Source organism: Acinetobacter sp. ANC 3882 (assembly GCF_022549545.1).
GTDB lineage: Bacteria > Pseudomonadota > Gammaproteobacteria > Pseudomonadales > Moraxellaceae > Acinetobacter.
This window is the reverse complement of record NZ_JAKZGB010000005.1, coordinates 95,276-120,180: the sequence shown is the minus strand read 5'-3', so window position 1 is coordinate 120,180 and position 24,905 is coordinate 95,276. Positions and strand designations below refer to the sequence as shown.

Here is a 24,905-nt window from a genome sequence, read left to right as displayed (position 1 = left end):
AGCTTAAATCAAGGATTAACCTGCTTTGCTTGCAACAAATGGATTAAATTGCTTTTCATAACCAATGGTACTCATTGGTCCATGCCCTGAAATAAATTGAGTTGCATCAGGCAAACTAAAGCATTCACGTTGAATCGAGTCCAATAACTGTTGGTGATTGCCTTTTGGAAAGTCTGTCCGCCCAATCGAACCTTTAAACAGTACATCGCCAGTCCATAGCAAGCCATGTTTAGCGTTATAGAACATCACATGGCCTGGGGTATGCCCTGGTGCAAAACGAACTTCAAACTCATCATCACCGAGCTTTAATACTTCACCACCCTCAAGCCATTGATCAACTTTTACAGGTTGTGGGATCGGAAAACCATAACGTGCCGAAACTTCCTGAATCATATCCAACCAAAATTGATCTTCTTTATGCGGACCAATCACAGGGATCTGCCACGTTTCAGCCAACTCCCCCACTGCACCTGCATGGTCAAGGTGTCCATGGGTCAACCACAATGCCTTGACATTTAAACCCAAGCTTTCCACTTCTTTTTTTAGTACAGCCGCATCACCGCCTGCATCAATCAAAATCGCTTCTTTGCTTTCACTGTCCCACAAAATTGAGCAGTTTTGGGCAAATGCAGTAACAGGGACAATTTTGACTTGTAGCATAGAAACCTCTGGCGAAATAAAGCGTCGATTTAACGATGGGCTAAGGTATGAGTGAGTGCATCAAGATTAGCCTGAACCAGACTGGCAAGCAAATCTATATGCGCTTGATCGGCATTCAAAGCGGGAATATAGGCATATTCTCCACCGCCTGCATGCTGGAAAATCTCTTTATTCTGCATCGCCAACTCTTCTAGCGTTTCCAAACAATCAGCTGAAAATGCAGGACTAATCACCTGTACAGACTGAACCTTTTGCTCTCCCCATTGCTGTAACAACTGATCCGTATAAGGCTTGACCCATTCTTGCTTACCAAAACGTGACTGGAAACTGATCGCCCATTCATGTTCTTGCAGATGTAAAGCCTCTGCAACTAAGCGAGCAGTCATGCGACAACGATCGGCATAAGGATCGCCCTTATCTGCATAAGGCTGAGGAATACCATGAAAAGACATCAGTAACTTATCTGCTTTGCCATGCTGCAATTGATAGTTTAATACGCTATCTACCAATGCCTGAATAAACAGAGGATGCTGATAATAATCTTTAATCAAGGTCATGCCAGGCAAATGACGTTGCTGTGGAATCCATTTGGCAAAGGCATCATATAAAGGTGCAGTTGACGTCGCAGAATATTGTGGAAACAGTGGCAATAGAATCACATGCTCTTGCGGTGTTTTCGCCAGTTGATCCAGCACATCATGGATACTGGGTTGACCATAGGTCATTGCAGGGACAACGGTAAGATCAAACTGATGATTTTCTTCTTGTAGACGCTGCTTAATCAGCAGTGTTTGTTCCAATACAATTTCGCGCATGGGTGAGTCATTTGACCAAACCGAAGCATATGCTTCAGCCACACGTTTTGGACGAAAGGTCAGCACAAATAAATGCAGGATGACCCACCAAAGCAACTTGGGAATCTCAATCACCCGCGTATCTGACAAAAATTGCTTTAGAAAGCGTCGTACTGCTGGCACAGTGGCTGCATCTGGTGTACCAAGATTGGCCAGAATCACAGTCACTTTTGGTTTTTGTGTCACTAACATAGACCGTATCCGCTTTTCATTGAGTTCATTCAATTACTTTAGCAGTTTTAGGCCTTTTTGCTAAATTGGATTAGTGCATGGTCTTAATTTGAAAAACCCGATTGCTATCCAAGACATTACTTTCCAGCAGTTTCTGCCCTTTAGACGTCAGTTGCCACAACATCCGCTGGCGGTCATCCCGTCCAGTGGGCACAATCCATTCATTTTGACGCATTTGCAATTTGATCTCATGCAAAGCACGAATATTCACCTGTGCTCGCGACACTGCATGCGCTCGAGGCATTTCTTTACGCGCATCGTCCAAACCCGTTTCATTCAAATATTCATTCATTCTTTTGGAAAAATATTCTTCAGGTGTGGGAATCACAAATGCTGCACCTAGAACGTTTAACAATTGTGCCCAAGTCATTTTACGATGAGGTTTAACTTCCTTGAAGTTACCATCTTGGTAGGCATGCATACGATATTCAAATGAATAGAGTTCATGCATGGAGACTTTGGGTACATTGGTCAGCGGATCTGCTTCACGGTTACCCAGCTCAGTTTCTAGTTGCTTTACTTTGGCACGCAATGCATCAATTTCATCACGCAATACCTGTGTGTTTTGTGGACGCACCCAGCCCACGACAGGATAACGCTCTAACATCTGCGGCATACTGGAACGTACCGCCAACTCTAAATCTCTGAGCGTGCGATAACAGAATACTTGATCAACTTCATGTTGAAGCTGCTTTCTAAACTCTTTAAATTTTTCTTTTAATTCAGATTTGTGATCATGTAGTTTTGCGTCACGCGATTCTGGATCTTCATGCATAAACACAATGACAGGCTTTTGTTTGGTCATCGCATAAATATATTCCAGATGCATATAGCCCACACCTGAAACGGATTGTTCACCATATTGGCTACCTAAGAGAATTACCACATAATCACAATCATCAATTTGACGGCGTGCAATTGAAGTACTTAAAGGTGTGCGTTGTTCTAAACCCCAAGACAGGAATCCCATTCCCACAAGAGTTTGTGCCAAAACCGCTCGCTCTGGTTGCATTTCATTGCCAGAGGTAGAAATAAAGACTTGATAACGAGTATCTTGCATAGGCTAAGCCCCAATTCATTTATCAATAATATCAAGTATGCATCTTGATTTTTATTAACAGCTATTCCCCAATAAAATATATAAAACTGGCTCAATTTAGGTATGAGAAACACCTAAGTCGTCCAAATTTCTAACTTTCCATGTTAATTGTTCTGGTATAAGGTGCTGAAGGACTGGTTGCAGCGTGACAGCATTGTTACCACTGACATAACATTCAATACGAGTGATGTTATGACGCAATTTGTCACATAATAACCCATTTTTAATTAAAATATACGTAGTTTGTCGCGCAACTGCTTGTCCAGAATCAATTAATTTTAATTTTTCTGCAAAAATCTGATGAATCGCCTGTTTTAGAAATGGATAATGCGTGCATCCCAACACTAAATAATCAGCGCCCTGTTCAACCACAGGTTGAAGCAGCTGTTGCAAAACAGTTAAACATGCCTGGCTCATCTCCTGACCCGCTTCTACAAACGGCACCAGTTCTAAATTGGTCACTGTTAAAACATCGACACCCGCAGGTTCCGCAAATTTAGAAATGACATCTTTAATCAGCTGACCACGAAAGGTTGCAGGTGTCGCCAGTACGGCTACAACTTTTGACTGGGTTTGAATCACCGCAGGTTTCAATGCAGGGACTAAGCCAACAATTGGAAACCGCTCACCATAGTGTTCTCGTAAATAATCTAAACTAAATGCAGAAGCAGTATTGCATGCCACAACCGCAATTTTGCAGCCTTGACGATACAGCCATTCAATCGCTTGAGCTGTCAGTTGGCGGATTTCCTGATCACTACGTGCCCCATACGGAACATGTGCCGTATCGGCATAATAGATAATCTGCTCATTGGGTAAATGTCGAGCAATCTCTTGCGCAACCGATAGTCCACCCACCCCTGAATCAAAAACACCAATCGGTGCATCTGATGATGCATGCGGCATAGGATTGAGTAAAAGAGGCATCGATTGAACAGCTGTCATACACACTTAGGCATTGGTTTATTCACTCTTTTAAGCTTAAACCTCAGGTGCTCAAATGCAAGACCAAATCACCACTTTTTAGTGTTAAAACCGTCTCGCCTTGTGCATTTTCAGACAAGCTGCCGTAGTTCACGAGATGATAAAAACTCTGACGCTGGATCAAGGCATTCATCCCAAAGCGAACATGCACATAGGGTCTTAACTCACCGTCATATTCACGCATAAAAATGGGATGCTGCTCATCGACAATCACCACATCCTGATTGATTGTGGTCAGTTGTAAATAGATTTTACCCTCAATTTCCACCTGATCTGCCTGATTAATCAGCAAAGGCTCATCTTCGACTTCAATTTCAATCTGCTCAACGGGGGTTTTGAGATAGAATTTGCCATCTTCTTTCCATAGCACTTTGCTAAACAGGTCAAGTAACGCTTGTCGCTTGACCAATTGACCTTCGTGCCACCATTCGCCATTGGCTTTTATGCGTAAATCCATTTTGCCGCAATGCTTCGGATGCCACTGGTCTAATGGGGGAATTGACCTTTTGTGACTTTGCTGTACATCTTTTATGTATTGTGCAATGTCGATTAAGTTTTTATCATCAGAAAACATGATTTTTCCCTGATTTTCTAAAGGGTTTTGTGGAGAATCATTTTCATTTATCATAGTTTATGCCTTGATGACGAGAAAATATGACCGCTCAGCCAATTGGCGAGACCAAGGTTTAAAACTATACTAGCCCAAACGTTTGCGAGCACATACTATCATTTGTGTTCGGCAATTCAGAACACTCATGGCAGCACCGAATCGCAATATTACGGTTGCCACCCTTAAAAATATGAGGAGTCCTACATGGAACACATCGAACGTGAAGCGATGGAGTTTGACGTAGTGATCGTTGGCGCAGGACCTTCGGGTTTATCTGCTGCGATTAAAATTCGTCAATTAGCGATTGAAAACAACCTACCTGATCTTTCTGTATGTGTTGTTGAAAAAGGCTCTGAAGTAGGTGCGCATATCCTTTCTGGTGCTGTACTTGAACCACGTGCCATGAACGAATTATTTCCGAACTGGAAAGAAGAAGGCGCACCACTGAATGTCCCTGTAACGGGCGACGAAACATATTTCTTATTGTCTGATACCAAAGCACAAAAAATGCCGCATTGGATGGTGCCTAAATCAATGCACAACGATGGAAACTATGTGGTTTCCCTTGGTAACGTTGTTCGTTGGTTAGGTCAAAAAGCGGAAGAACTTGAAGTTTCAATCTTCCCGGGCTTTGCTGCTGCTGAAGTGCTTTATCATGAAGACGGTACGGTAAAAGGCATCCAAACAGGTGATATGGGGATTGGCAAAAATGGTGAGCCAACACATAACTTCACGCCTGGTTATGAGCTACATGCCAAATATACATTATTCGCTGAAGGCTGCCGTGGTCACCTCGGTAAGCGCCTGATTGCCAAATATAATCTAGATAAAGATGCTGATCCGCAACATTACGGTATCGGGATCAAAGAACTTTGGGAAATCGACCCTGCAAAGCACAAACCAGGTTTAGTAATGCACGGTGCAGGTTGGCCTTTGTCTGAAACAGGTTCTACTGGTGGCTGGTGGTTATATCACGCAGAAAACAACCAAGTAACCATGGGTATGATCGTGGATTTATCGTATGAAAATCCGCATATGTATCCATTCATGGAAATGCAACGTTGGAAAACACACCCAACTATCAAGCAATTCCTTGAGGGCGGCAAACGTATTTCTTACGGCGCACGTGCTGTTGTGAAAGGTGGCTTCAATGCTTTACCTAAACTCACCTTCCCAGGCGGTTGTTTGATTGGTGATGATGCTGGTTTCTTGAACTTCTCAAAAATCAAAGGCTCACACACTGCAATGAAATCAGGCATGTTGTGTGGTGAAGCAGTCTTTGAAGCGATTGCTGCAGGCGTTGCAAAAGGTGGTGATCTTGCGATTGCACGTGTGCTTGAAGGCGAAGACCACTTTGATAAAGAGCTCACTGCTTATACCGATAAATATAACAATTCTTGGTTAAAAGAAGAGTTATATAGCTCGCGTAACTTTGGTCCAGCGATGCACAAATTTGGTCAATGGATTGGTGGTGCATTTAACTTTATCGATCAAAACATCTTTAAAGTGCCATTCACTTTGCATGATCTTAAGCAAGACTTTGCAGTACTTAAAACTGTAGATGCGTCAACGTTTAAGCCAAACTATCCAAAACCAGATGGCAAGTTGACCTTTGACCGTTTATCTTCTGTATTCGTATCAAATACTGTACATGAAGAAAATCAGCCAGCACACTTAAAGTTGACTGATCCATCTATTCCAGTTGATGTAAACCTACCAAAATGGGATGAGCCTGCTCAACGCTACTGCCCTGCTGGCGTTTATGAAATCATGGAAAATGATGATGGTTCGAAACGCTTCCAGATTAACGCAGCGAACTGCGTACACTGTAAGACTTGTGATATTAAAGATCCTTCACAAAACATCACTTGGGTAACACCAGAAGGTGGTGGTGGTCCGAACTACCCGAACATGTAATAGAACACACCTTCTCTGCAAAAGCATAGCTTTTGCACTTGCGGCAGGACAAAGCGTTGCTTTGTTCTTCCTACCTCAGGTGGTGGTGATCTGAATCTGCAATACAAAAAATCCGAGTTTAGACTCGGATTTTTTATGCTCTATTAAAACAAGTACTAGCCTTTCTGCACTAAGTAACGATATTCAGTATTGCTGTTTTCGTCCTGAGTTTCTTCTTTGAGTACTAGTTCATGACCAAGATGCATACAAAATTTTGGGATATCCCATGATGTAGACGGGTCTGTGGCAAGCACCTCAACCACATCACCCGACTTGGCTTTGCGAATGGCTTGATGCAACATCATCACAGGCTCAGGGCAACGTAAACCTCGCGTATTGATTTGAACAGCAGGAAGTTTTGGTTGTTCAGACATCATAAAACTCAAATATTCGAATTTTCACATTTTAGCATAAACTGCTGATATAAAAATCATCATCAGCTTTTTGAAAAACTGTACGTTTTTTACATAGTATTATTGATGCATATCCGCTTTATCTTCGGTATGATGAAAATCATCTAATTGATATAGAGAGTCTTTAGGAAAGATCATGGTCGAGGAATCCAGTCCGTCGTGGGGTATGCGTGGCTTAAGAAAATGGTTAGGTACCGCACCTGAAACCCGCGATGAATTACTCAAGTTAGTTCAAGACTCACGTCGCTTTTTAGAGCCAGATACTGTTGCTATGCTTGAGGGTGTTCTCGATCTGCCAGCAACAAAGATTCGAGAAGTCATGACGCCGCGTACAGCGATTATCAGCTTACAGGAAGATGATCAATTACTTGATATTCTGCATGTACTGATTGATTCGGCACATTCGCGCTTCCCAGTATTCTCTGCGGATCAAACCGATAATGTGGTTGGTATCTTATTAGCGAAAGATCTCTTACCGTTCTTAACTGAACGGAATGTCAAAGTGGATATTCGCTCATTGATGCGTCAGCCTGTATTTGTACCTGAAAGTGCACGTTCAGACCAAGTATTACGCATGTTGAAAAATACCCAGACCCATATTGCGATCGTGATCGATGAATATGGCTCAACTTCTGGTTTAGTCACGCTTGAAGACATTCTGGAAGAGATTGTCGGTGAAATCGAAGATGAACACGATATCGCAGATGAAGAAGCGTTATATATCGTGCCAGATAATGACCCAACCACAGCCAATACTTGGATTGTGCAGGCACTTACACCAATCGAACACTTCAACACAATTTTAGATGCAGATTTTTCTGATGATGAAGTTGAAACTATGGGCGGTTTACTGCTGCAAGAGATTGGTTTAGTGAGCGATTTACAAGGTCAAACCATTGAGCTTGGCGATTGGCAATTCACCATTATTGAAGCAGATGCACGCACTATTCATCTGATTCGAGCTGTCCGTCAATGAGAACCTATTTTGAAAAGCTGTTAAATTCGTCTCAACCGCAGAAACAGCTTCCTTTTATTTTTCCACTGTTGATTGCACTCATTTCAGGTGCAATCTTTAGTTTGGCTTTAGCCCCATATTATTTCTGGTGGCTTGCGATTTTATCGCCTGCATTATTGTATGCAGTATTACGCCAACGTAGCCCTCGACAAGCTTTTGCACTCGGCTGGGCTTATGGTTTTGGTTTATGGTTTGTCGGTGCGTTTTGGCTGTACACCTCGATCCATACCTACGGGGATACCAATGCCTTTTTAAGCATTTTGATGATTGTCTTTATGGCAGCCGCAATGGGCTTATTTACGGCTTTTCAAACATGGTTATATCGTCGCTTCTTCCCAGAAACACCGTTAACCTTTGCTCCACTCTGGGTATTATTTGAGTGGGCAAAAACTTGGGTATTCACAGGTTTCCCATGGTTATTTGCAGGTTATGCCTTCACTGAACGTTTACTCGATGGCTATGCGCCTTTATTTGGCGTCTATGCTGTTTCTTTCGTGGTGATTGTACTGGCCTGTGCCTTGGTCGAAATTTTAAATCGTCGCTGGTTTTGGGCAATTCCTTCAGCACTCTTGGTACTAGGTGCTTGGGGAGTTGGATTTATTCAATTTGTGCAACCTAAAGCCGCTAAACCACTGAGTGTTTCACTCATTCAGGGTAATATTCCACAAGACCTAAAATGGTTAACCGAATATCAAATTAAAACCTTAGAAATTTATGCCAACCTCACTCATGCTGAATGGGGACGTGATCTGATTGTCTGGCCTGAATCCTCAATTCCGATGTTCCAAACGGATATTCCAGAATTTTTGGATGCCATGGCTGCACAAGCGAAAAAAACAGATACCGCTTGGGTCACAGGGATTCCTTACTGGGATTTACCTAAATCACAACAAGCCGGTGAGCCGCTGTATTACAACAGTATTATGGCCTCTGGCAGTGATTCACATGGCCTGTATAAAAAACAACGTTTAGTGCCATTTGGTGAATATATTCCATTATCAGGGATGCTGAAATGGGTACTGCCAGCGATGCAGAATGATGTCAGTATGAGTGGCTTTTCTCGTGGTGAAGCCAATCAAAAACCATTAACGGTGAAAGGCCATGCCCTTGCAGCAGCCATTTGCTATGAAGTGGCGTATCCAAACCTGACCCGTCGTAATGCATCAAACAGTGACTTTTTAATTACAGTGTCGAATGATGCTTGGTTTACAGGGACGGCTGGACCTTGGCAACATTTACAAATGGTACAAATGCGTGCCAAAGAAAATGGCCGTTGGTTTATTCGGGCCACCAATACAGGAGTAACTGCGTTTATCGATCACAATGGTCATATCGTTAAACAAGCTCCAATGGATCAAGAGGTCGTGTTGCGGGGTGAATTACCTGCCATGCAAGGGCAAACGTTATACAATCGTTTAAGCGATTATCCAATCCTGATTTTCTCACTATTATTGTTAGTTATGGGATGGATCTATCGTCCACGTAAAGTGGATATCACTTTCAAATCCCGTCGATAAATTAAAGTAATTTTGTGCCCAGAGGAACTTCAAGCTCTGGCGCACAAAAAGCAATATCTCGAAAACCAATGACTCAATCTTTCACTGAATTTACTATATCTGTTTCTCTTCCCCTTCTTAAATAATTACCAGAAAGAACATAGGCCTATAGTGTTAAGGAAATGTCCTCTTCCGGATTTGTAATTTTAAATATTCGTGCTAGATTAATTGTGCTGATCAAAAAAAGCCGTAAACGTTTACGTCAATCAACGTGCCAACATATCTCCAACAAGGCTTGGAGCTATTTTAATCAAGATATTTACATCTTTGATAAGGCACTGGCTTTTGTTGGTTTACGGAGTAAAAAATGCAAAATTCTCAATCTTCTTCTTTTCGTTTTCAAAAGATTCCAAATCGTTACGCCTCGATTGTTTTACCTTTCTTTTTATCGATCATCATGACCTTTATCGTGTCATTTATTAGTACCTTACGTAGTATGGGCTTTGAACAATTTTCTGTTCATACATGGATGTCGGCTTGGGGGATTTCTTGGATTATTGCTTTTCCAGTTCTGCTTTTGGTATTACCTGTAGTCCGAAAAATTACCATGCTGATTGTTCAACCCACTTAAATTAGACAAATAAAAAAACGTAGATTTCATATCTACGTTTTTAACATTGGACGGTCTAAAATATTTATATGGCTATAGAAAACTGTACGGTTAAATAAGCAACCAAGCTAGATAAAAATAACATTGGAATATAGCGATAGGCACTAAACAGCAGCTGTTCATATTTCGAAATCAGCTCTTTATTACTCCAAACCGTGGTTTTTAAAGCACTTAAAAAACAAACGACAAACCATGCACTCAACACACTGAGGACAAAAAAGCCAATCATAATTTGGCTACTGCCTTCTGTAGCCTGCCATAGGCTTAGAGCACCTTCACTAATCGGTAATAAACTTAAAATAAGCAATACAGATTTAAGCATTGCCCAATGAAACTGATTCAGTTCATCCAACATAAAGAATGCTTTCATCTGATTTCTCCACATTTTATTTTTTCAACGGCTTGAATTTATTATGCAAAGCTTTGATCTAAAGAAATAGTCTATTTTTCTGCATAATTTCTTTTTCTTGTAACTATCAAATATGGGAATAATTCTTATTATAACTCTCACATATTTAATATTTTATTCATTTTATATTTTTCAAATAGTTATGCTGTTTTATTTAATTAAGAAACATTATCACTTCACTCTCTATTTATTTAATTCAAAAGTGAAGTGATATTTTATTCCAAATTATGGCTGATAATAAATATCCGCATCATTCCCTTCGCCACCTTCTTTACCATCCGCACCAAACGAATATAAATCAAATGAACGACCTTCACGACCTGGAATCACATACTGTAAATCATTTTCCCAGCTGTCTTTTGGATAGCCACCTTTCACATAACCACCAGGTAACCAATTTTTTGCAGATGCAGGCTGATTCACCAATGCATCTAAACCACCATCTTGCATCGATGGGTAACGACCATTGTCCAACTTATATTGATCCAAGGCACCCGCAACACCTTTTAAGGTAATACTGGTGGTATCCACTTTAGCCTTTTCACCACGACCCATCACGTTTGGAACGATCAGTGCAGCCAAAACACCTAGAATTACAATAACAACCATCACTTCTATTAACGTGAAGCCAGATTGCTTCACATACATTTTTTGATTTTTCATTTTCATCTCTTACATGTCACTCATTAGATCATATTGTTCATATTAATAATTGGCAACATTACCGCAATCACAATCACCAATACAATTGCTGCCATAAAAATCAACATCAAGGGTTCAAGTAAAGCCAGTAAGGTTGAAATAAAGGTGGTCACTTCACGATCTTGCATAATAGATGCACGATCCAACATGCGATCCAGTTCACCAGAGGCTTCACCACTTCGAATCATTTGTACCATCATCGGGGGAAAATAACCGCAACGCTCTAATTGTGTTGCCAAATTACCACCTTCTGTTACACGCTCCATTGCCACCTCAATCGCATCACGGATCACCCAGTTATTACTGACTTCGGCACCAATACGTAAGGCCTCAACCAAAGGCACACCCGAACGCGTTAAAATGGACAAGGTACTGGCAAAACGTGCCGCATTTATACCACGTGAAAGTTTACCAAATAGTGGCAATCTGAGCGTTAATCGGTCAAATGCATAATGCCCTGCATTGGTTCTTAAAAATCGAGTGAATAGAATGATGGCAATAAAAGCAAGAATCAGCATGCCAACCCAAGTATGCCGAATAAAGGCACTGGCTTTCATCAATGCGACTGTAATCCACGGCAAAGCTTCTTTACTCTGTTCAAAGGTTTTGACGATTTCAGGCACAACATAAGTCATCAAACCCATCACAATCCCGAAAGACATCAGCATCAGCACAATCGGATAGATCATGGCTCCCTGAATCTTCTTCTGCATGGCAAAACGATTTTCGGTGTAATCAGACAGTTGATCTAGAATCAGATCAAGATGTCCTGAACGTTCACCTGCTGCAACCGTTGCAATATATAGCTCAGGAAAACGACCTGATTGCTGCATACTTTTTGCCAGTGAATGCCCTTCAAGCACCTTGGAACGCACGGCGATCAATAAATTTTGGACATGTGATTTTTCACTTTGTTTACTGACCGCACGCAAAGCTTCTTCCAATGGAATACCTGCGGCAACTAAAACGGAAAGCTGACGGGTCATCAGTGCTAAATCATAAACACTAAAGCTTTTTTTAAACCATGATCGCTGTTGCTGTTTGTCTTTTTGCTCAACGGCATCAACCGCAATCGGGGTCCATGCTTTATCGCGTAACTGTTGGCGAATTTGACGTGCAGAATCCCCTTCAAGCACACCTTTATGTTGCTTTCCAGAGGCATCAAGAGCGGTAAATTGATAAGCAGGCATGGTTCTGTTCTAATTGTCCCAAAATAGTTGTTGTTGCTATTGCATCCGTGTTTGCAATGAAATACATGAGTTTCACAAGAAATTCATCGACATAACACTCCGCACTTTAGCATAATTCCATGACATGCAGTCATGCCTTGTATAAGTTGTTTTAGCCAATAACACAACCTAAAGGCTGAAGTGTCAATTGCCCCTTATATGAATGAAGCCTATATGTCGTCCCAAAATTCTAACGCTATTTTGTACCGTATTCGAGTTGCAATACCCGTTTATGTGTACGACACGTTTGACTACACGGTCAGCGCTGAGCAGTACGCTCAAGCTCAAATCGGTGCACGTGTCGCGATTTCTTTTGGTCGGCAAAATCTTGTTGGGATCATTACAGAAAAAGTTGATCCAAACGAAGCATTTACAGGGCAATTCAAACTTAAGGCCATCACAGAATTACTCGATCAGGAATCGATTTTAGACCAACAAGTTTTAACTTTGTTGACATGGTCAGCCCAATATTATCAATTTCCGATTGGTGAGGTGATGCAAAGTGCCCTGCCGACGTTATTGAGACAAGGACGTGCCTTAGATATTCTGTTTCATTTATGGAAAATCACAGCGCATGATGATCCAGCATCTTTATTAAAACGCTCTCAAAAGCAATACGATGCCTATCAAGTTTTAAAGCTTCATCCGCACGGCACCACTGAAAATGTTTTAAATCTCAGCGGGGTAGAAACCTCAACCCTGAAAGCTCTGGAAAAGAAAGGCTTGGTTGAGTGCTGTCTGGAACCCCATGATTTCACCCCGACACCAGTACAATTGGCTCAAGTCCCATTAACACCCAATGACGATCAGAAAAAAGCCATTCAACAAATTCTCAAAGCACAGCATCACTATCAAGCATTTTTATTGGATGGTTTAACTGGCAGCGGTAAAACTGAAGTCTATCTTCAAGTGATGCATGAGGTGTTAAAGCAGGGCAAACAAGTTCTGGTATTGGTCCCTGAAATTGGCTTGACGCCTCAAACTGTAGCGCGTTTTAAGTCACGCTTTCATTGTGATGTTGCCTTACTGCATTCGGGATTAAATGACTCGAAACGCTTACAAGCTTGGCAACATGCCCAGACGGGTAAAGCTTCAATTATTATTGGTACTCGCTCTGCAATCTATACCCCGCTGCCTCATCTGGGTTTAATCATTCTGGATGAAGAACACGATCTTTCCTATAAACAACAAGAAGGCTTTCGTTACCATACCCGTGATGTCGCCTTATACCGGGGACATTTACAAAACTGCCCTGTGATTCTCGGTTCAGCTACGCCGAGTATCGATAGTTACCATTTGGTTGAATCAGGAAAGTTACATCTGCTTGAACTGAATCAACGAGCAGGTGTCGCGGTACTGCCCAAAATGCATGTGGTTGATTTAAAAGTCGCAAAAAAGAAGCATGGTCTGAGTCAGACCTTGATTGAACAAATCAAACATACCTTAGAGCGTAAAGAGCAGGTTCTGATCTTTTTAAATCGACGTGGCTATGCACCGATCTTGATGTGTGAAAGCTGCGGCTGGCAAGCCAATTGCCCACATTGTGATGCGCACTTTACCCTACACTCACAACCTTACCATTATTTGCATTGTCACCATTGCGGTACCATCAATCGTCTGCCTGATCATTGCCCTGCATGCCAAAAACAAAGCTTAAAAACCATTGGCGCAGGAACAGCAAAGCTTGAAGAACATTTACAAGAGCTCTTCCCTCACCATGAAGTCATTCGGGTCGATCGTGACAGTACCAGCCGAGTGGGTAGCTGGCAGAAAATTTATGATCGCATCCAGCAAAATAAACCCAATATTTTACTCGGCACACAAATGCTGGCCAAAGGTCATCATTTCCCTCATGTCACTCTTGTTGCGATTTTAGATATTGATGCGGGCTTACTCAGTGTTGACCCGCGCGCGCCTGAACGTACAGCACAACTGATTGTTCAAGTAGCTGGCCGTGCTGGTCGTGGTGAGCATAAAGGCAGTGTCTATTTGCAAAGTTTACGTCCAGATCACCCGATGCTGACCACCTTGATTGAACATGATTATCGTGCTGTTGCCAAACAAATGCTGGCAGATCGCAAGATCGCGCAGCTTCCCCCTTATCGCTATGCAGTACTGGTTCGAGTCGAATCTAAAGATCGAGACTATAGCCAACAATTCTTAGCAGATATTGCACAACAATTACGGACAATGGCTGGAGATTTAGTTGATATTTGGGGACCCATTCCTGCACCGATGGAACGTAAAGCTGGTCGTTATCGCGCGCATATGGTGATTTTGTCTACTGATCGCGCCAAACTGCATTTTTATTTGCGTCAATGGTGGCAACACGTCGTACACTTGCCTCGTCAACATCTACTGAGGCTATCCATTGATGTGGATCCACAAGAATTTAGCTAGAAGTTCAGTCTGAGCTTGTTCAGGTTATCGAACCTTTCCCAATATCATCTTTTCAGATCATATTTTTATAGACGACTCATTTGAGTTAGTCTAGACAAAATAGAAAAATTTGAGGCATTCAATGTCTTTACTTCTACCGATTATTTTTTTACTGGCTGCGACTCTAATTTTTGTTCCACTCGCAAAACGTTATGCCGCCAATACTGTATTGGGTTACCTGATCGCAGGACTTTTACTCGGCTCCAGTGTTTCCGGCCTGATTGAAGACCCACAACTGATCAAGCAAATACTAGATTTGGGGATGATTGCGGTCATGTTCTTTGTGGGTTTCGCTTTTCGACCACAACAACTTTGGCTCGAGCGCAGAGCTATCCTTAAAAATAGCGGCTCACAACTCGCAGTCATTACCCTTATTCTGATCGGAGTATGTTTTTTATTGTTCAATCAGCTACTGACAAGCATGATTCTCGGTTTTGCCTTAGCATTATCCGCAGTCGCCTTACCGCAACAACTGCTACAAAAGAAACAACAACTCAATCAAAAATTGGGGCAAGCAACCTTAGCCACCTTACAATTTCAGACCTTCATTGCCGTCATCTTGATCGTGCTGTTTCCTTTACTTGAAGATACCGCTTCGACTCGACATGGTATTGCTTATTTTGCTGCCATTATTGCCACCATTTCAGGTTTATTTTTAGCAAGTCGTTATTTGGTTCGACCTGCTTTTCGTTTCTTGGCACGTAAAAACAGTATCCAGCTTATTCCTGTATTGAGTTTATTGATCGTTCTTTCGGTGATTCTGATCATGGATATTCTCAATATCCATATTTTGATTGCCGCATTTCTCGCAGGGCTGCTCCTTGCAGAGACAGAATTTAAAACAGAGATTGAACGTGTTGTAGAACCTTTTAAAGATACTGCGATCGGGCTTATTTTCCTTGCAATTGGTTTAGGACTCTCACTACACGCTTTAAGCCAATCTCCGCTATTGATTCTAGGTTCAATCTTCGGACTGGTCTTAGTCAAAGCTGGCGTGATTGCTGCAATCAGTTATTATCAGCAACGGCATGCCAAACGAAGTACATTATTTGCAATCACCTTGGCACAAAGTGGCGAACTCAGTTTTATTATGCTCAAGCTTGCAGAAAGTGAGCATTTACTGGCAAAAGAGATTTTAGCACCTGCCTTGCTGATTGTATGTGGATCAATGCTGTTGACTCCTGTGCTGTATTGGTTATTTGATTCAAAAATTTTGCCAAGCTTACAGAAACAAGTCTCGGTACTGCCTGACGATGTTTCTCAACTCCCGATTCTTATTTTGGGTTTTGGTCGTTTTGGACAAGTGGTTGCACGCGTTCTGCACGCGCAAGGTCAACAATTCAGCGTGATTGACAGCAATCAACCCGATGCCGATTTTATTGAACAATATGGACATCGTTTCTTGGATGCTGACGTTACCCAAATCGAGAACTTACGTGCCGCAGGTATTGAATATTGCAAATTACTAATTCTTGCGATCGATGATGTTGAAGACAGTATGAATCTGGCACGCCACCTGCGTTTGAACTATCCAGATTTAACCTTATTTGTTCGCGCCCGTGATCGTCATCATGCACATTTACTCAATGATTTAGGGGTACAACATATTTGGCGTGAAACTCATGCATCATCGTTAAATATGGCGCAACAGGCTTTGATTGAAACTGGTCTTTCAATTGAACAAGCACATCGCCAGATTGAGCAATTTAAGCAAGAAGATGAACTGCTCCTGATCCAACAGCATTGGGCCCATGAACAACAGGATGTGATTGAAAGCTATCCGAATGCGATTGCCGAACTTGAGTATTTGTTTGAAAACACAAAAACTTTAAGATCAGATCGCCTGAGCAATGATCAAAACACACAAAGTGATGCAAATTCACTCAATGAAACATCTTGAGTTTTGGCAAACTGACACCATTATTGACTGCATAACCATGCACCTTTTTATAAAGCCTAAAGTGCTTTACAAGGCAAAGCGTTGCTTTGTTTTCCCCTTCGGGGGTACTGGAGAAAAATATGTCTGATTTACGCCAACGCTTTTTTATCGAAGACTGCCCTGTTCGCGGTGAAGTAGTACATTTAGAAGAAGCGCTTCAAACTATTTTGGCGCAACGTGAATATATGCCTGCGGTACAAAGCCTGTTAGGTGAAATGCTCAGTGCGACAGCCTTACTTGCCAGTACACTCAAGATTCGTGGCCGTATTAGCTTACAGATTCAAGCAAATGGAACCTTTAAATGGGCCATGGCTGAGTGCAACCATTTAGGTGAAGTTCGCGCCTTGGCCGATTACGAAGAAGATCCACGTTTCGTCGAAGGCAGCGATAGTCGTACTGTGCTTGCAGCGTTAACCAACCCTGTTTTATTCATCAACATTGAACCTGAACACGGCGAACGCTATCAAGGCATCGTACCACTTGATCAACCGACCTTGGCCGGTTGCTTGACGCAATATTATGATTTGTCTGCACAGATCCCAACTCATATTGTGTTGGCGACCAATAACCAACGTTCAGGCGGTCTATTGATTCAGCTCCTTCCTCGTAATGACGAAGAAGAACAAAAGTTGGTCGATGAAGATCTATGGCCACGTTTAACCATGCTCACCGAAACGCTTAAACCTGAAGAACTGACGGATCTATCAGCCAATGAAATTCTCTATCGCTTGTATAACGAAGAAGAAGTACGTTTACCTGAAGTGGAACAGTTAAAGTTTGGTTGTACCTGTTCCAAAGAACGTTGTGCCAATGCATTGATTCAAATCGGTGCTCATGCCGTACATGAAACTTTAGAAGCTCAGAATCCTATCCAGATGGATTGCCAATTCTGCAATACACGCTATGAATTTACTGCTGAAGAAGCATTGGCATTATTTGGTGAACATTTAAGTTAATTTACCCAATGTTCAAAAATAAAAAGAGACGGGCTTCCGTCTTTTTTTATTTTGTATTAAGGTCTACTCGATAAAACAATTTTCAAATCTCCCAAGAACATAGACCTTAATTTTGCCTTATGAATTACTTCGAATATTTCCTGTTTATCATCAGTGTGGTTGTGCTGATCGCTACCCCTGGTCCTGTCATGATTTTGGTGGCCAGTGCTGGCCTTAAGGGTGGCTATAAAAAAGCCTTGCAAACCATTTTTGGTACCAACTTCGCTTCTTTAATCCTGATTTTTATTTCAGTACTGATTCTTAAAGGCTTTCTCACGATTGATGAAAACTATCTGAAAGCCATTCGTATATTAGGTTGTCTCTATATTGCCTATCTCGGTTATAGCATTATTAAAGAAGTGCTTCAGGCACCACACCCCGCAGCGATTCAAGCCGTAGCTGCACAAAATGGTGGATTCAAGAATGGCTTTCTGGTGGGGATTTCCAATCCGAAAGACATTATTTTCTTCTCAGCTTTTTTCCCGCAGTTTATTAATATCTCACCGAATCTCAATTTCAGTTTAAGTCTACTGACTGTGACCTGGATTGTCTTGGATTTCCTCACACTGTCTTTGGTCTATCTGTTCTTCCGCAGTCTCTCTCAAAGCAGTATCTATCCTAAGATTCTAGGTCTGTGTGGTGTCCTGCTGGTATTGATTGCACTCTATGGTCTGGTTGATACCTTTGTCTAAATGACAAATCGGGCATCAATGGCCAGCTCATCAACATTGAGCTTTTAGCCAAACAAAACAAGTCTTATACAATCGAATCCATTGAAATCTCTTGGATTCGTTTCATAATGAAACAAACACATCATTATATTTATTATAGATCATGGCAAAAAATTATTATGAAGAGCTCGGTGTTTCCAGAGACGCCTCAGCAGATGAAATCAAAAAAGCCTATCGAAAACTGGCACGTAAATATCATCCTGACATTAGCAAAGAAGCAGATGCCGAAGCCAAAATGCAGGCGATTAATGTCGCCTATGACACCCTAAGCGATAGCACCAAGAAAGCAGAATATGATCAAATGCTGGATCATCCACAAGGCTTTTCCAATTTTGGACAAGGCAATCAAAGTGGTTTTGATGGTTCACAATTCTATCGCCAGAGTTCAGGCGATGGTGCTGACTTTAGTGGTTTTGAGGACTTATTTGGACGCTTTGGCTCAGGCTTTGGGGGCGGGCAACAACGTTCTCAACGTCAACAGCGTAGCTATCGTGGTGAAGACCAACACGCCAGCATTCAAGTCGATTTAGATATTGCCTATCATGGCTCAACTCAGCAAATTACCCTACAGATTCCAACCTATAACGTCTATGGTGAACCCGAAGTCCAACGTAAGACCTTAGAAGTTAAAATTCCAAAAGGAATGAAGGAAGGCCAACAAATTCGCTTAAATGGCCAAGGTCAGAGTGGTGTTAACGGCGGCGAAAATGGTGATCTCTACATTGAGATCCAGTACAAAGATAGCGACAGAATTCGTGTCGAAGGTGCCGATGTCTACCAAACCATTGATGTCAGCCCTTGGGAAGCCGGTTTAGGACAAAGTATAGAGGTGCACACTCCTGCTGGGCAGCTTAAAGTCAACTTACCGAAAAATGCCAAAAATGGACAGCAACTGCGTTTAAAAGATAAAGGCATCCCAAGTAAGACTGCAGGGCATTTATATCTGATTCTTAATATTGTTTTACCGCCAGCGCACAGTGAACAAGAGCAACAGGCTTATCAACAATTTGCCGATGCCTTTGCTGCATTTCAACCGCGTGCCTCATAAGGAGTAAGATCATGACAACCATTCAATACAAAGAAATTCAATATGACGGTCATTACCAAGTTGAAATCATTGATGAACAATTGGCACTTGATCTTGAACACTTTGCAGAAGCATGTGGTCAAAGCACCGACTGGGTATTGAAACTGATTGATTATGATATTTTGCAGATCACTGTGGATCCGCAAAGTTATCAATTTATTGGTGAAGATGTGAGCCGTGCTCGACGTGCCTATCGCCTGCAACGTGACTTTGATGCCAGTTTGTCTGCTGTAGCCGTCATGTTGGATTTAATCGATGAAGTACAGCAACTACGTAAACAACTGAAACATTTTCATTAAGCCATTTTTAGCATGACCAAACTATTTCAGCTTGGTCATTTTCTCGACTTCTTTCAGCGTTTGCTTAATCGGTTCATAGTCCAAAAACCACAACAGATTAAAATTGCGCTGCCGATGTTGCTGCGCCAGCAAATCAATCACACTACGTTCACCGCGCCCAACCAAATGTTGACGATAAAAATAATACAGCAACACCACCGTACTCATCAGCATCACGCCCAGCATAATCCAGAAACCAACCGGTGATTTCAACCCTGGAATAAACTCAAAGTTCATCCCATAGACCCCTGTCAGCAACGTCAGCGGTGCAAAGATTGCCGTAATAATGGCCAAGATCCGCATGTTTTCATTGGTTTGATTGGCAATCGCAGAGAAGTGTAAATCGATGGCTGACTGAATCGCATTACGTAACCGTAAGGTGTGCTTCTGTACCCTTTCGACATGGCTCATCAGGTCATTCAAACGCACCAACAAGATGTCTTGAGCCTTATGTTTATGCTCACCTACGACATGATGATAGTTATCGACCAATTCATCTCTAAACTCTTGCAGAGTCTCGATTTGCTCCTCACACAAGTTTTCAATTTGCTGGAAGGCCATATCTTCATGAAACAATTGATGCCACTGCTTAAAACGACGATTGCCCTGTAACAATTGCTGTTGCCAATATTCAACCCGACGCGTTAAAGGATTACGCAAATTCAAATAACCATCAATCATACTATTGAGCAACCGCAAGCATAAATCAGCAGGTGTGCTCGGTAATTTACGTGGTTTATTCTGCTCTGCGATCGGCCGTCCCATAATCATTTGGATACGTTGAATATAGCTTTCTACCGCCTTATTCCCTTGTTCTCTAACACTCACTAGAACTGTTGGCGTTAAGATAAAACTCATGGGCGTTGTCGCAAGACCAAAAACACTTTCATGCGCTTCTAGAACGTTCTCACTTTCAAGAATCTGGTCATCTGGACTAATTAACTTGCGAAACACCAAGAGATCATATTCTTCAACGGTATCAAACGCACAAGGATGCTCAATATTGAGTAAATCCCGCATGTGAAATTCATTCAATACCAGCCCAGTACAGTCATACATTTTTTTCTGCCAAGACTCGGTATGATTCACCATATCTTGTCTTAAACTATCCACCCATAAGAATTCAAGCGTATGTTCTGTTTGTTGTTCAATACTAATAAAAATTGTATTTTCACTGTTATGGCGATAAAAATAATAAAGCTGCATAGGACAATAGAAATTTGAATAGCTATGAAAGAAATGCTGCCACGAAGCTGCATAAAAAGCTATGCATATTACAGAGCAAGCACATCATCAAATAAAAAAAGCCTCACATGGAGGCTTTTTAACAATATCAGCAATTAAGCGTCTTTCTCGACAATACCATGTTTTAAAGCGTTGTCTAATTGCTCTTTATCTAAAGCATTATCCCATTTTGCCACCACGATCGTTGCACACGCATTGCCCACTAAATTGGTTAATGCACGACATTCTGACATGAAGCGGTCAATACCGAGAATCAATGCCATACCTGCAACAGGAATCGCTGGAACAACTGAAAGGGTCGCAGCCAACGTAATAAAGCCTGCACCGGTAATTCCTGCTGCACCTTTAGAGCTGAGCATGGCAACCAAAAGAATCGTAATCTGTTGGGTTAAAGTCAGTTCAATATTACAAGCCTGTGCAATAAATAATGCTGCTAAGGTCATGTAAATATTAGTACCATCAAGGTTAAATGAATAACCTGTTGGAATCACCAGACCCACAACCGATTTTTCACAACCAGCCTTTTCCATTTTTGCCATCAACGATGGTAATGCTGCTTCGGATGAGCTCGTTCCAAGTACTAACCACAATTCATCTTTGATATAGCGAATCAGATCAATAATCGAGAAGCCGTTATAACGTGCGACTGCGCCCAGAATAATAATGACGAAGAGTAACGCAGTGATATAGAACGTTGCGATCAGCAGCATCAAATTACCAATCGAGCTAATTCCATAAGCACCAATGGTAAACGCCATCGCACCGAATGCACCAATCGGCGCAAACTTCATCAACATACCGACTAAATTAAATACTGGCGTAGTGAGTTGCTGTAGGAAATCAGTGATTGGACGACCTAAATCACCTGATTTCGCCAAAGCCAAACCAAATAGCACCGCGACAAAGAGCACTTGAAGAATTTGACCTGATACAAATGGGCTCACCAACGTATCTGGAATAATATTCATCAAGAAGCCAGTAATCGTAGACTCATGCGCTTTTGCCGCATATTCATCTACTTTAGTACTGTGCAAGGTGCTTGGATCAATATTGAGACCATGACCAGGCTCAATCACGTTTCCGACAATCAGACCGACAATCAAAGCCAAAGTTGAGAAGGTTAGGAAGTAGATCATCGCCTTCCCTGTTACTCGACCAACACTGCCGAGATTTTTCATCCCAGCAATACCCGTCACAACAGTCAGGAAAATCACAGGGGCAATAATCATTTTCACCAATTTAATGAAAGCTTCGCCCAAGGGTTTTAAGCTCTCACCAAATTCAGGAAAGAAATGACCGAGCAATATCCCTGCAACAATTGCGAAGATCACTTGCACATAGAGAATTTGATAAAATTTGGGTTTCTTTGGCGGCTGTTGGTCATCTTGACCTGTGGCTACATGATCGACGTGCATGCGCGATATTCCTTCATATTGAGATGACAAATAGACTTCCGACTGTCTATCTAAAACCTTATAAACACAGGTAGGAGCGGAAAGTGGGAGAATTCTACGTTAATTGTGTGGACTGCAATTAAAGCATTAGACTAATGTCTAATATAAAGAAAATTTATGTTTATAGTTTTGGTTTTTTATAGCTATAACAATCATTCATTTAATAAAAAAGCGCATTGTTTAAACAATGCGCTTTTTTAGATTTGGATCTTGATTTAATTAAGCTTGTTCAATATCTTTCATTGTTAATTTGATACGACCGCGGTTGTCAACATCTGCAACCTGTACTTTGATGTCCTGACCTTCTTTCAATACGTCAGTCACATTCGCAATACGTTCATTCGAAATTTGTGAAATGTGAAGCAAGCCGTCAGTACCTGGCATGATATTTACAAATGCACCGAATTCAACGATACGAATGACTTTACCTGCGTAAATCGTACCTGGTTCAACTTCAGCAGTAAGTGCTTGGATTTTTGCAATCGCAGCTTTAGCAGCCGCTTTAGTTTCACCAAATACACGTACTGTACCGTTATCTTCGATATCAATCGCAGCTTTAGTTTCTTCAGTAATCGCACGAATGGTTGCACCACCCTTACCAATAACATCACGAATCTTGTCTGGATTGATGTTGATGACTTCAAAAGTCGGTGCATTTGCACTGATTTCCGCACGAGCACGTGAAATGACTTTGTTCATTTCATTGAGGATATGCATACGACCAGCAAATGCTTGGTTTAATGCAACTTCCATGATTTCTTCGGTAATCCCTTCAATCTTGATATCCATTTGAAGTGCAGTAATACCGTTTGCAGAACCTGCTACTTTAAAGTCCATATCACCAAGATGATCTTCGTCACCCAAGATATCTGAAAGTACTGCGAAACGCTCACCTTCTTTAACCAAGCCCATTGCGATACCCGCAACTGGTGCTTTCAATGGAACACCTGCATCCATCAATGATAATGACGCACCACATACAGACGCCATTGAAGATGAACCGTTCGATTCAGTAATGTCAGATACGATACGAATCACGTACGGGAAGCGGTCAGCTGCAGGAAGAACAGCTTGAACACCACGGCGCGCCAAACGACCGTGACCAATTTCACGACGCTTAGGACCAGATTCACGACCTGTTTCACCTACAGAGTATGCAGGGAAGTTATAGTGCAACATGAAGTTGTCAGTTTTGGTACCAGAAAGCGTATCAACCATCAACGCATCGCGAGTATTACCCAAAGTTGTTGTAACTAAGGCCTGAGTTTCACCACGTGTAAATAATGCAGAACCGTGTGCACGGTCTAATACACCCACTTGTACATCGATCCCACGAACAGTTTTCGTGTCACGACCATCAATACGTGGCTTACCTGACAAGATGTTGTCACGTACTGTACGGTATTTAAGATCTTCAAATAATTCGTTTACTTCATCAGCAATACCCGTTTCGTCATTTTCAGGAACGAATTGAGCAACTGCTTCTGCATAAAGTGCATCAAGTGCTGCATAACGGTCTTGTTTCACCGCAATGGTATATGCTTCTGAAATTTTCGCTTCGAAAGCCGCTTTTAATTGCTCAAGAAGTGCTTCGTTTTTGCTTGGAGCAACCCAAGTTGATTCAACTGCACCCGCAGCAGCAGCAAATTCTTTAATCGCTTGAACTGCAATTTGCATTTCGTCATGACCGAAAAGTACAGCACCAAGCATTTGATCTTCAGAAAGTTCTTTCGCTTCAGACTCAACCATAAGCACAGCTGATTCTGTACCAGCAACGACAAGGTCAAGATCAGATTGAGCAAGTTGTTCAAAGTTCGGGTTAAGAACATACTCACCATTGATTAAACCAACACGTGCACCAGCAATTGGTCCACGGAACGGCGTACCCGCAATTGACAATGCAGCTGAAGCACCGAGCATCGCAGCGATATCAGCATCCATCGTTTTGTCAGAAGAAACAACGGTTGCTGTTACTTGGATTTCGTTGAAATAACCTTCTGGGAACAACGGGCGAATTGGACGGTCAATCAGACGTGAAATTAAAGTTTCAGCTTCAGAAGCACGACCTTCACGCTTGCCATACCCACCTGGGATACGACCAGCAGCATATTGTTTTTCTTGATAGTTAACAGTTAACGGGAAGAAATCTTGACCCGCTTTTGCTTTTGGCTGTGCAACAACGGCAACAAGGACAGTCACTCCGCCCATCGTTACTAAAACTGTATTTGCTTGACGCGCAACACGACCCGTTTCTAAAACAACTTGGTGTTGACCAAATTGGAATTCTTTACGAATGATATTAAACATTGACATGTATTGTATTTTCCTACTTTTTTTCTAGTGAGACCC

The 24,905-nt window shown here is 41.9% G+C and carries 22 protein-coding genes; 10 read left to right on the top strand and 12 right to left on the bottom strand.

Translation table 11 applies throughout. The features are described 5' to 3' along the window. Positions 1 to 15 precede the first annotated feature (15 nt). The 5 genes from MMO42_RS11395 to MMO42_RS11375 all read right to left on the bottom strand — a co-directional run bounded on the left by MMO42_RS11395 (position 16) and on the right by MMO42_RS11375 (position 4,456). Positions 16 to 660, bottom strand: coding sequence for an MBL fold metallo-hydrolase (locus MMO42_RS11395; RefSeq protein ID WP_241320601.1), 645 nt, complete (start codon positions 658 to 660; stop codon positions 16 to 18). A 29-nt stretch (positions 661 to 689) separates the two neighbouring features. Then, complete coding sequence (gene hemH, locus MMO42_RS11390; RefSeq protein ID WP_241320600.1) at positions 690 to 1,706, bottom strand: ferrochelatase; 1,017 nt, start codon at positions 1,704 to 1,706, stop codon at positions 690 to 692. A gap of 70 nt (positions 1,707 to 1,776) precedes the next feature. Further along, the gene (locus MMO42_RS11385; RefSeq protein WP_241320599.1) at positions 1,777 to 2,805 is read right to left on the bottom strand and encodes a DUF4062 domain-containing protein; all 1,029 of its coding nucleotides are present in this window, start codon (positions 2,803 to 2,805) and stop codon (positions 1,777 to 1,779) included. 96 nt (positions 2,806 to 2,901) lie between these two features. Then, on the bottom strand, positions 2,902 to 3,789 hold the full coding sequence (murI, locus tag MMO42_RS11380; RefSeq protein ID WP_241320598.1) for a glutamate racemase: 888 nt from the start codon (positions 3,787 to 3,789) through the stop codon (positions 2,902 to 2,904). A gap of 43 nt (positions 3,790 to 3,832) precedes the next feature. Further along, positions 3,833 to 4,456, bottom strand: a complete 624-nt coding sequence (locus tag MMO42_RS11375) for a DUF1285 domain-containing protein (protein ID WP_241320597.1) — start codon at positions 4,454 to 4,456, stop codon at positions 3,833 to 3,835. A gap of 186 nt (positions 4,457 to 4,642) precedes the next feature. On the opposite strand from MMO42_RS11375, the gene MMO42_RS11370 reads away from it, so the two are divergent. Beyond that, positions 4,643 to 6,355 carry an electron transfer flavoprotein-ubiquinone oxidoreductase gene (locus MMO42_RS11370; protein ID WP_005291510.1) on the top strand — a complete coding sequence of 571 codons (1,713 nt, stop codon included), beginning with the start codon at positions 4,643 to 4,645 and terminating at the stop codon, positions 6,353 to 6,355. Between the two features lie 155 nt (positions 6,356 to 6,510). On the opposite strand, the gene tusA is transcribed toward MMO42_RS11370, so the two are convergent. Further along, complete coding sequence (tusA, locus tag MMO42_RS11365) at positions 6,511 to 6,768, bottom strand: sulfurtransferase TusA (RefSeq protein ID WP_005291507.1); 258 nt, start codon at positions 6,766 to 6,768, stop codon at positions 6,511 to 6,513. A gap of 175 nt (positions 6,769 to 6,943) precedes the next feature. Here tusA and MMO42_RS11360 point away from each other — a divergent pair, with 175 nt between their 5' ends. The 3 genes from MMO42_RS11360 to MMO42_RS11350 all read left to right on the top strand — a co-directional run bounded on the left by MMO42_RS11360 (position 6,944) and on the right by MMO42_RS11350 (position 9,949). Further along, the gene (locus MMO42_RS11360) at positions 6,944 to 7,783 is read left to right on the top strand and encodes a CBS domain-containing protein (RefSeq protein ID WP_004802396.1); all 840 of its coding nucleotides are present in this window, start codon (positions 6,944 to 6,946) and stop codon (positions 7,781 to 7,783) included. Beyond that, a complete protein-coding gene (gene lnt, locus MMO42_RS11355) occupies positions 7,780 to 9,339 on the top strand; it encodes an apolipoprotein N-acyltransferase (protein ID WP_241320596.1) in 1,560 nt (519 codons plus the stop codon). Before MMO42_RS11360 ends, lnt begins: the two co-directional genes overlap by 4 nt. Positions 9,340 to 9,685: 346 nt before the next feature. Further along, positions 9,686 to 9,949: a DUF2798 domain-containing protein gene (locus MMO42_RS11350; protein ID WP_005291502.1), complete on the top strand. Its 264-nt coding sequence runs from the start codon at positions 9,686 to 9,688 to the stop codon at positions 9,947 to 9,949. A gap of 64 nt (positions 9,950 to 10,013) precedes the next feature. Here the strand turns inward: MMO42_RS11350 and MMO42_RS11345 are convergent, their stop codons facing one another. From MMO42_RS11345 to gspF, 3 genes are all read right to left on the bottom strand, one after another. Further along, positions 10,014 to 10,358, bottom strand: coding sequence for a hypothetical protein (locus tag MMO42_RS11345; RefSeq protein ID WP_241320595.1), 345 nt, complete (start codon positions 10,356 to 10,358; stop codon positions 10,014 to 10,016). Between the two features lie 264 nt (positions 10,359 to 10,622). After that, positions 10,623 to 11,066 carry a type II secretion system major pseudopilin GspG gene (gspG, locus tag MMO42_RS11340; protein ID WP_314523511.1) on the bottom strand — a complete coding sequence of 148 codons (444 nt, stop codon included), beginning with the start codon at positions 11,064 to 11,066 and terminating at the stop codon, positions 10,623 to 10,625. 17 nt (positions 11,067 to 11,083) lie between these two features. Further along, entirely contained in the window at positions 11,084 to 12,289 is a 1,206-nt protein-coding gene (gene gspF / locus MMO42_RS11335) for a type II secretion system inner membrane protein GspF (RefSeq protein WP_241320594.1), read from the bottom strand. Between the two features lie 198 nt (positions 12,290 to 12,487). On the opposite strand from gspF, the gene MMO42_RS11330 reads away from it, so the two are divergent. The 6 genes from MMO42_RS11330 (at position 12,488) to MMO42_RS11305 (ending at position 19,818) form a co-directional block, all read left to right on the top strand. Further along, positions 12,488 to 14,728, top strand: a complete 2,241-nt coding sequence (locus MMO42_RS11330) for a primosomal protein N' (RefSeq protein WP_241320680.1) — start codon at positions 12,488 to 12,490, stop codon at positions 14,726 to 14,728. A 121-nt stretch (positions 14,729 to 14,849) separates the two neighbouring features. Continuing rightward, a complete protein-coding gene (locus MMO42_RS11325; protein ID WP_241320593.1) occupies positions 14,850 to 16,667 on the top strand; it encodes a cation:proton antiporter in 1,818 nt (605 codons plus the stop codon). A gap of 119 nt (positions 16,668 to 16,786) precedes the next feature. Then, a complete protein-coding gene (gene hslO, locus MMO42_RS11320; protein ID WP_005291492.1) occupies positions 16,787 to 17,662 on the top strand; it encodes an Hsp33 family molecular chaperone HslO in 876 nt (291 codons plus the stop codon). A 119-nt stretch (positions 17,663 to 17,781) separates the two neighbouring features. Further along, a complete protein-coding gene (locus MMO42_RS11315) occupies positions 17,782 to 18,393 on the top strand; it encodes a LysE family translocator (RefSeq protein WP_241320592.1) in 612 nt (203 codons plus the stop codon). 142 nt (positions 18,394 to 18,535) lie between these two features. Beyond that, entirely contained in the window at positions 18,536 to 19,480 is a 945-nt protein-coding gene (locus tag MMO42_RS11310; RefSeq protein ID WP_241320591.1) for a DnaJ C-terminal domain-containing protein, read from the top strand. Positions 19,481 to 19,491: 11 nt separating this feature from the next. Continuing rightward, positions 19,492 to 19,818 (top strand): chaperone modulator CbpM, encoded by a 327-nt coding sequence (locus MMO42_RS11305; protein ID WP_005154940.1) that lies wholly within the window; start codon positions 19,492 to 19,494, stop codon positions 19,816 to 19,818. Between the two features lie 21 nt (positions 19,819 to 19,839). Here the strand turns inward: MMO42_RS11305 and MMO42_RS11300 are convergent, their stop codons facing one another. The 3 genes from MMO42_RS11300 to pnp form a co-directional block, all read right to left on the bottom strand. Continuing rightward, entirely contained in the window at positions 19,840 to 21,063 is a 1,224-nt protein-coding gene (locus MMO42_RS11300) for a magnesium transporter CorA family protein (protein WP_005291486.1), read from the bottom strand. A gap of 134 nt (positions 21,064 to 21,197) precedes the next feature. After that, positions 21,198 to 22,517, bottom strand: coding sequence for a dicarboxylate/amino acid:cation symporter (locus tag MMO42_RS11295; RefSeq protein ID WP_005291484.1), 1,320 nt, complete (start codon positions 22,515 to 22,517; stop codon positions 21,198 to 21,200). 258 nt (positions 22,518 to 22,775) lie between these two features. Continuing rightward, positions 22,776 to 24,863, bottom strand: a complete 2,088-nt coding sequence (pnp, locus tag MMO42_RS11290) for a polyribonucleotide nucleotidyltransferase (RefSeq protein WP_171067193.1) — start codon at positions 24,861 to 24,863, stop codon at positions 22,776 to 22,778. Between the last annotated feature and the right edge of the window lie 42 nt (positions 24,864 to 24,905).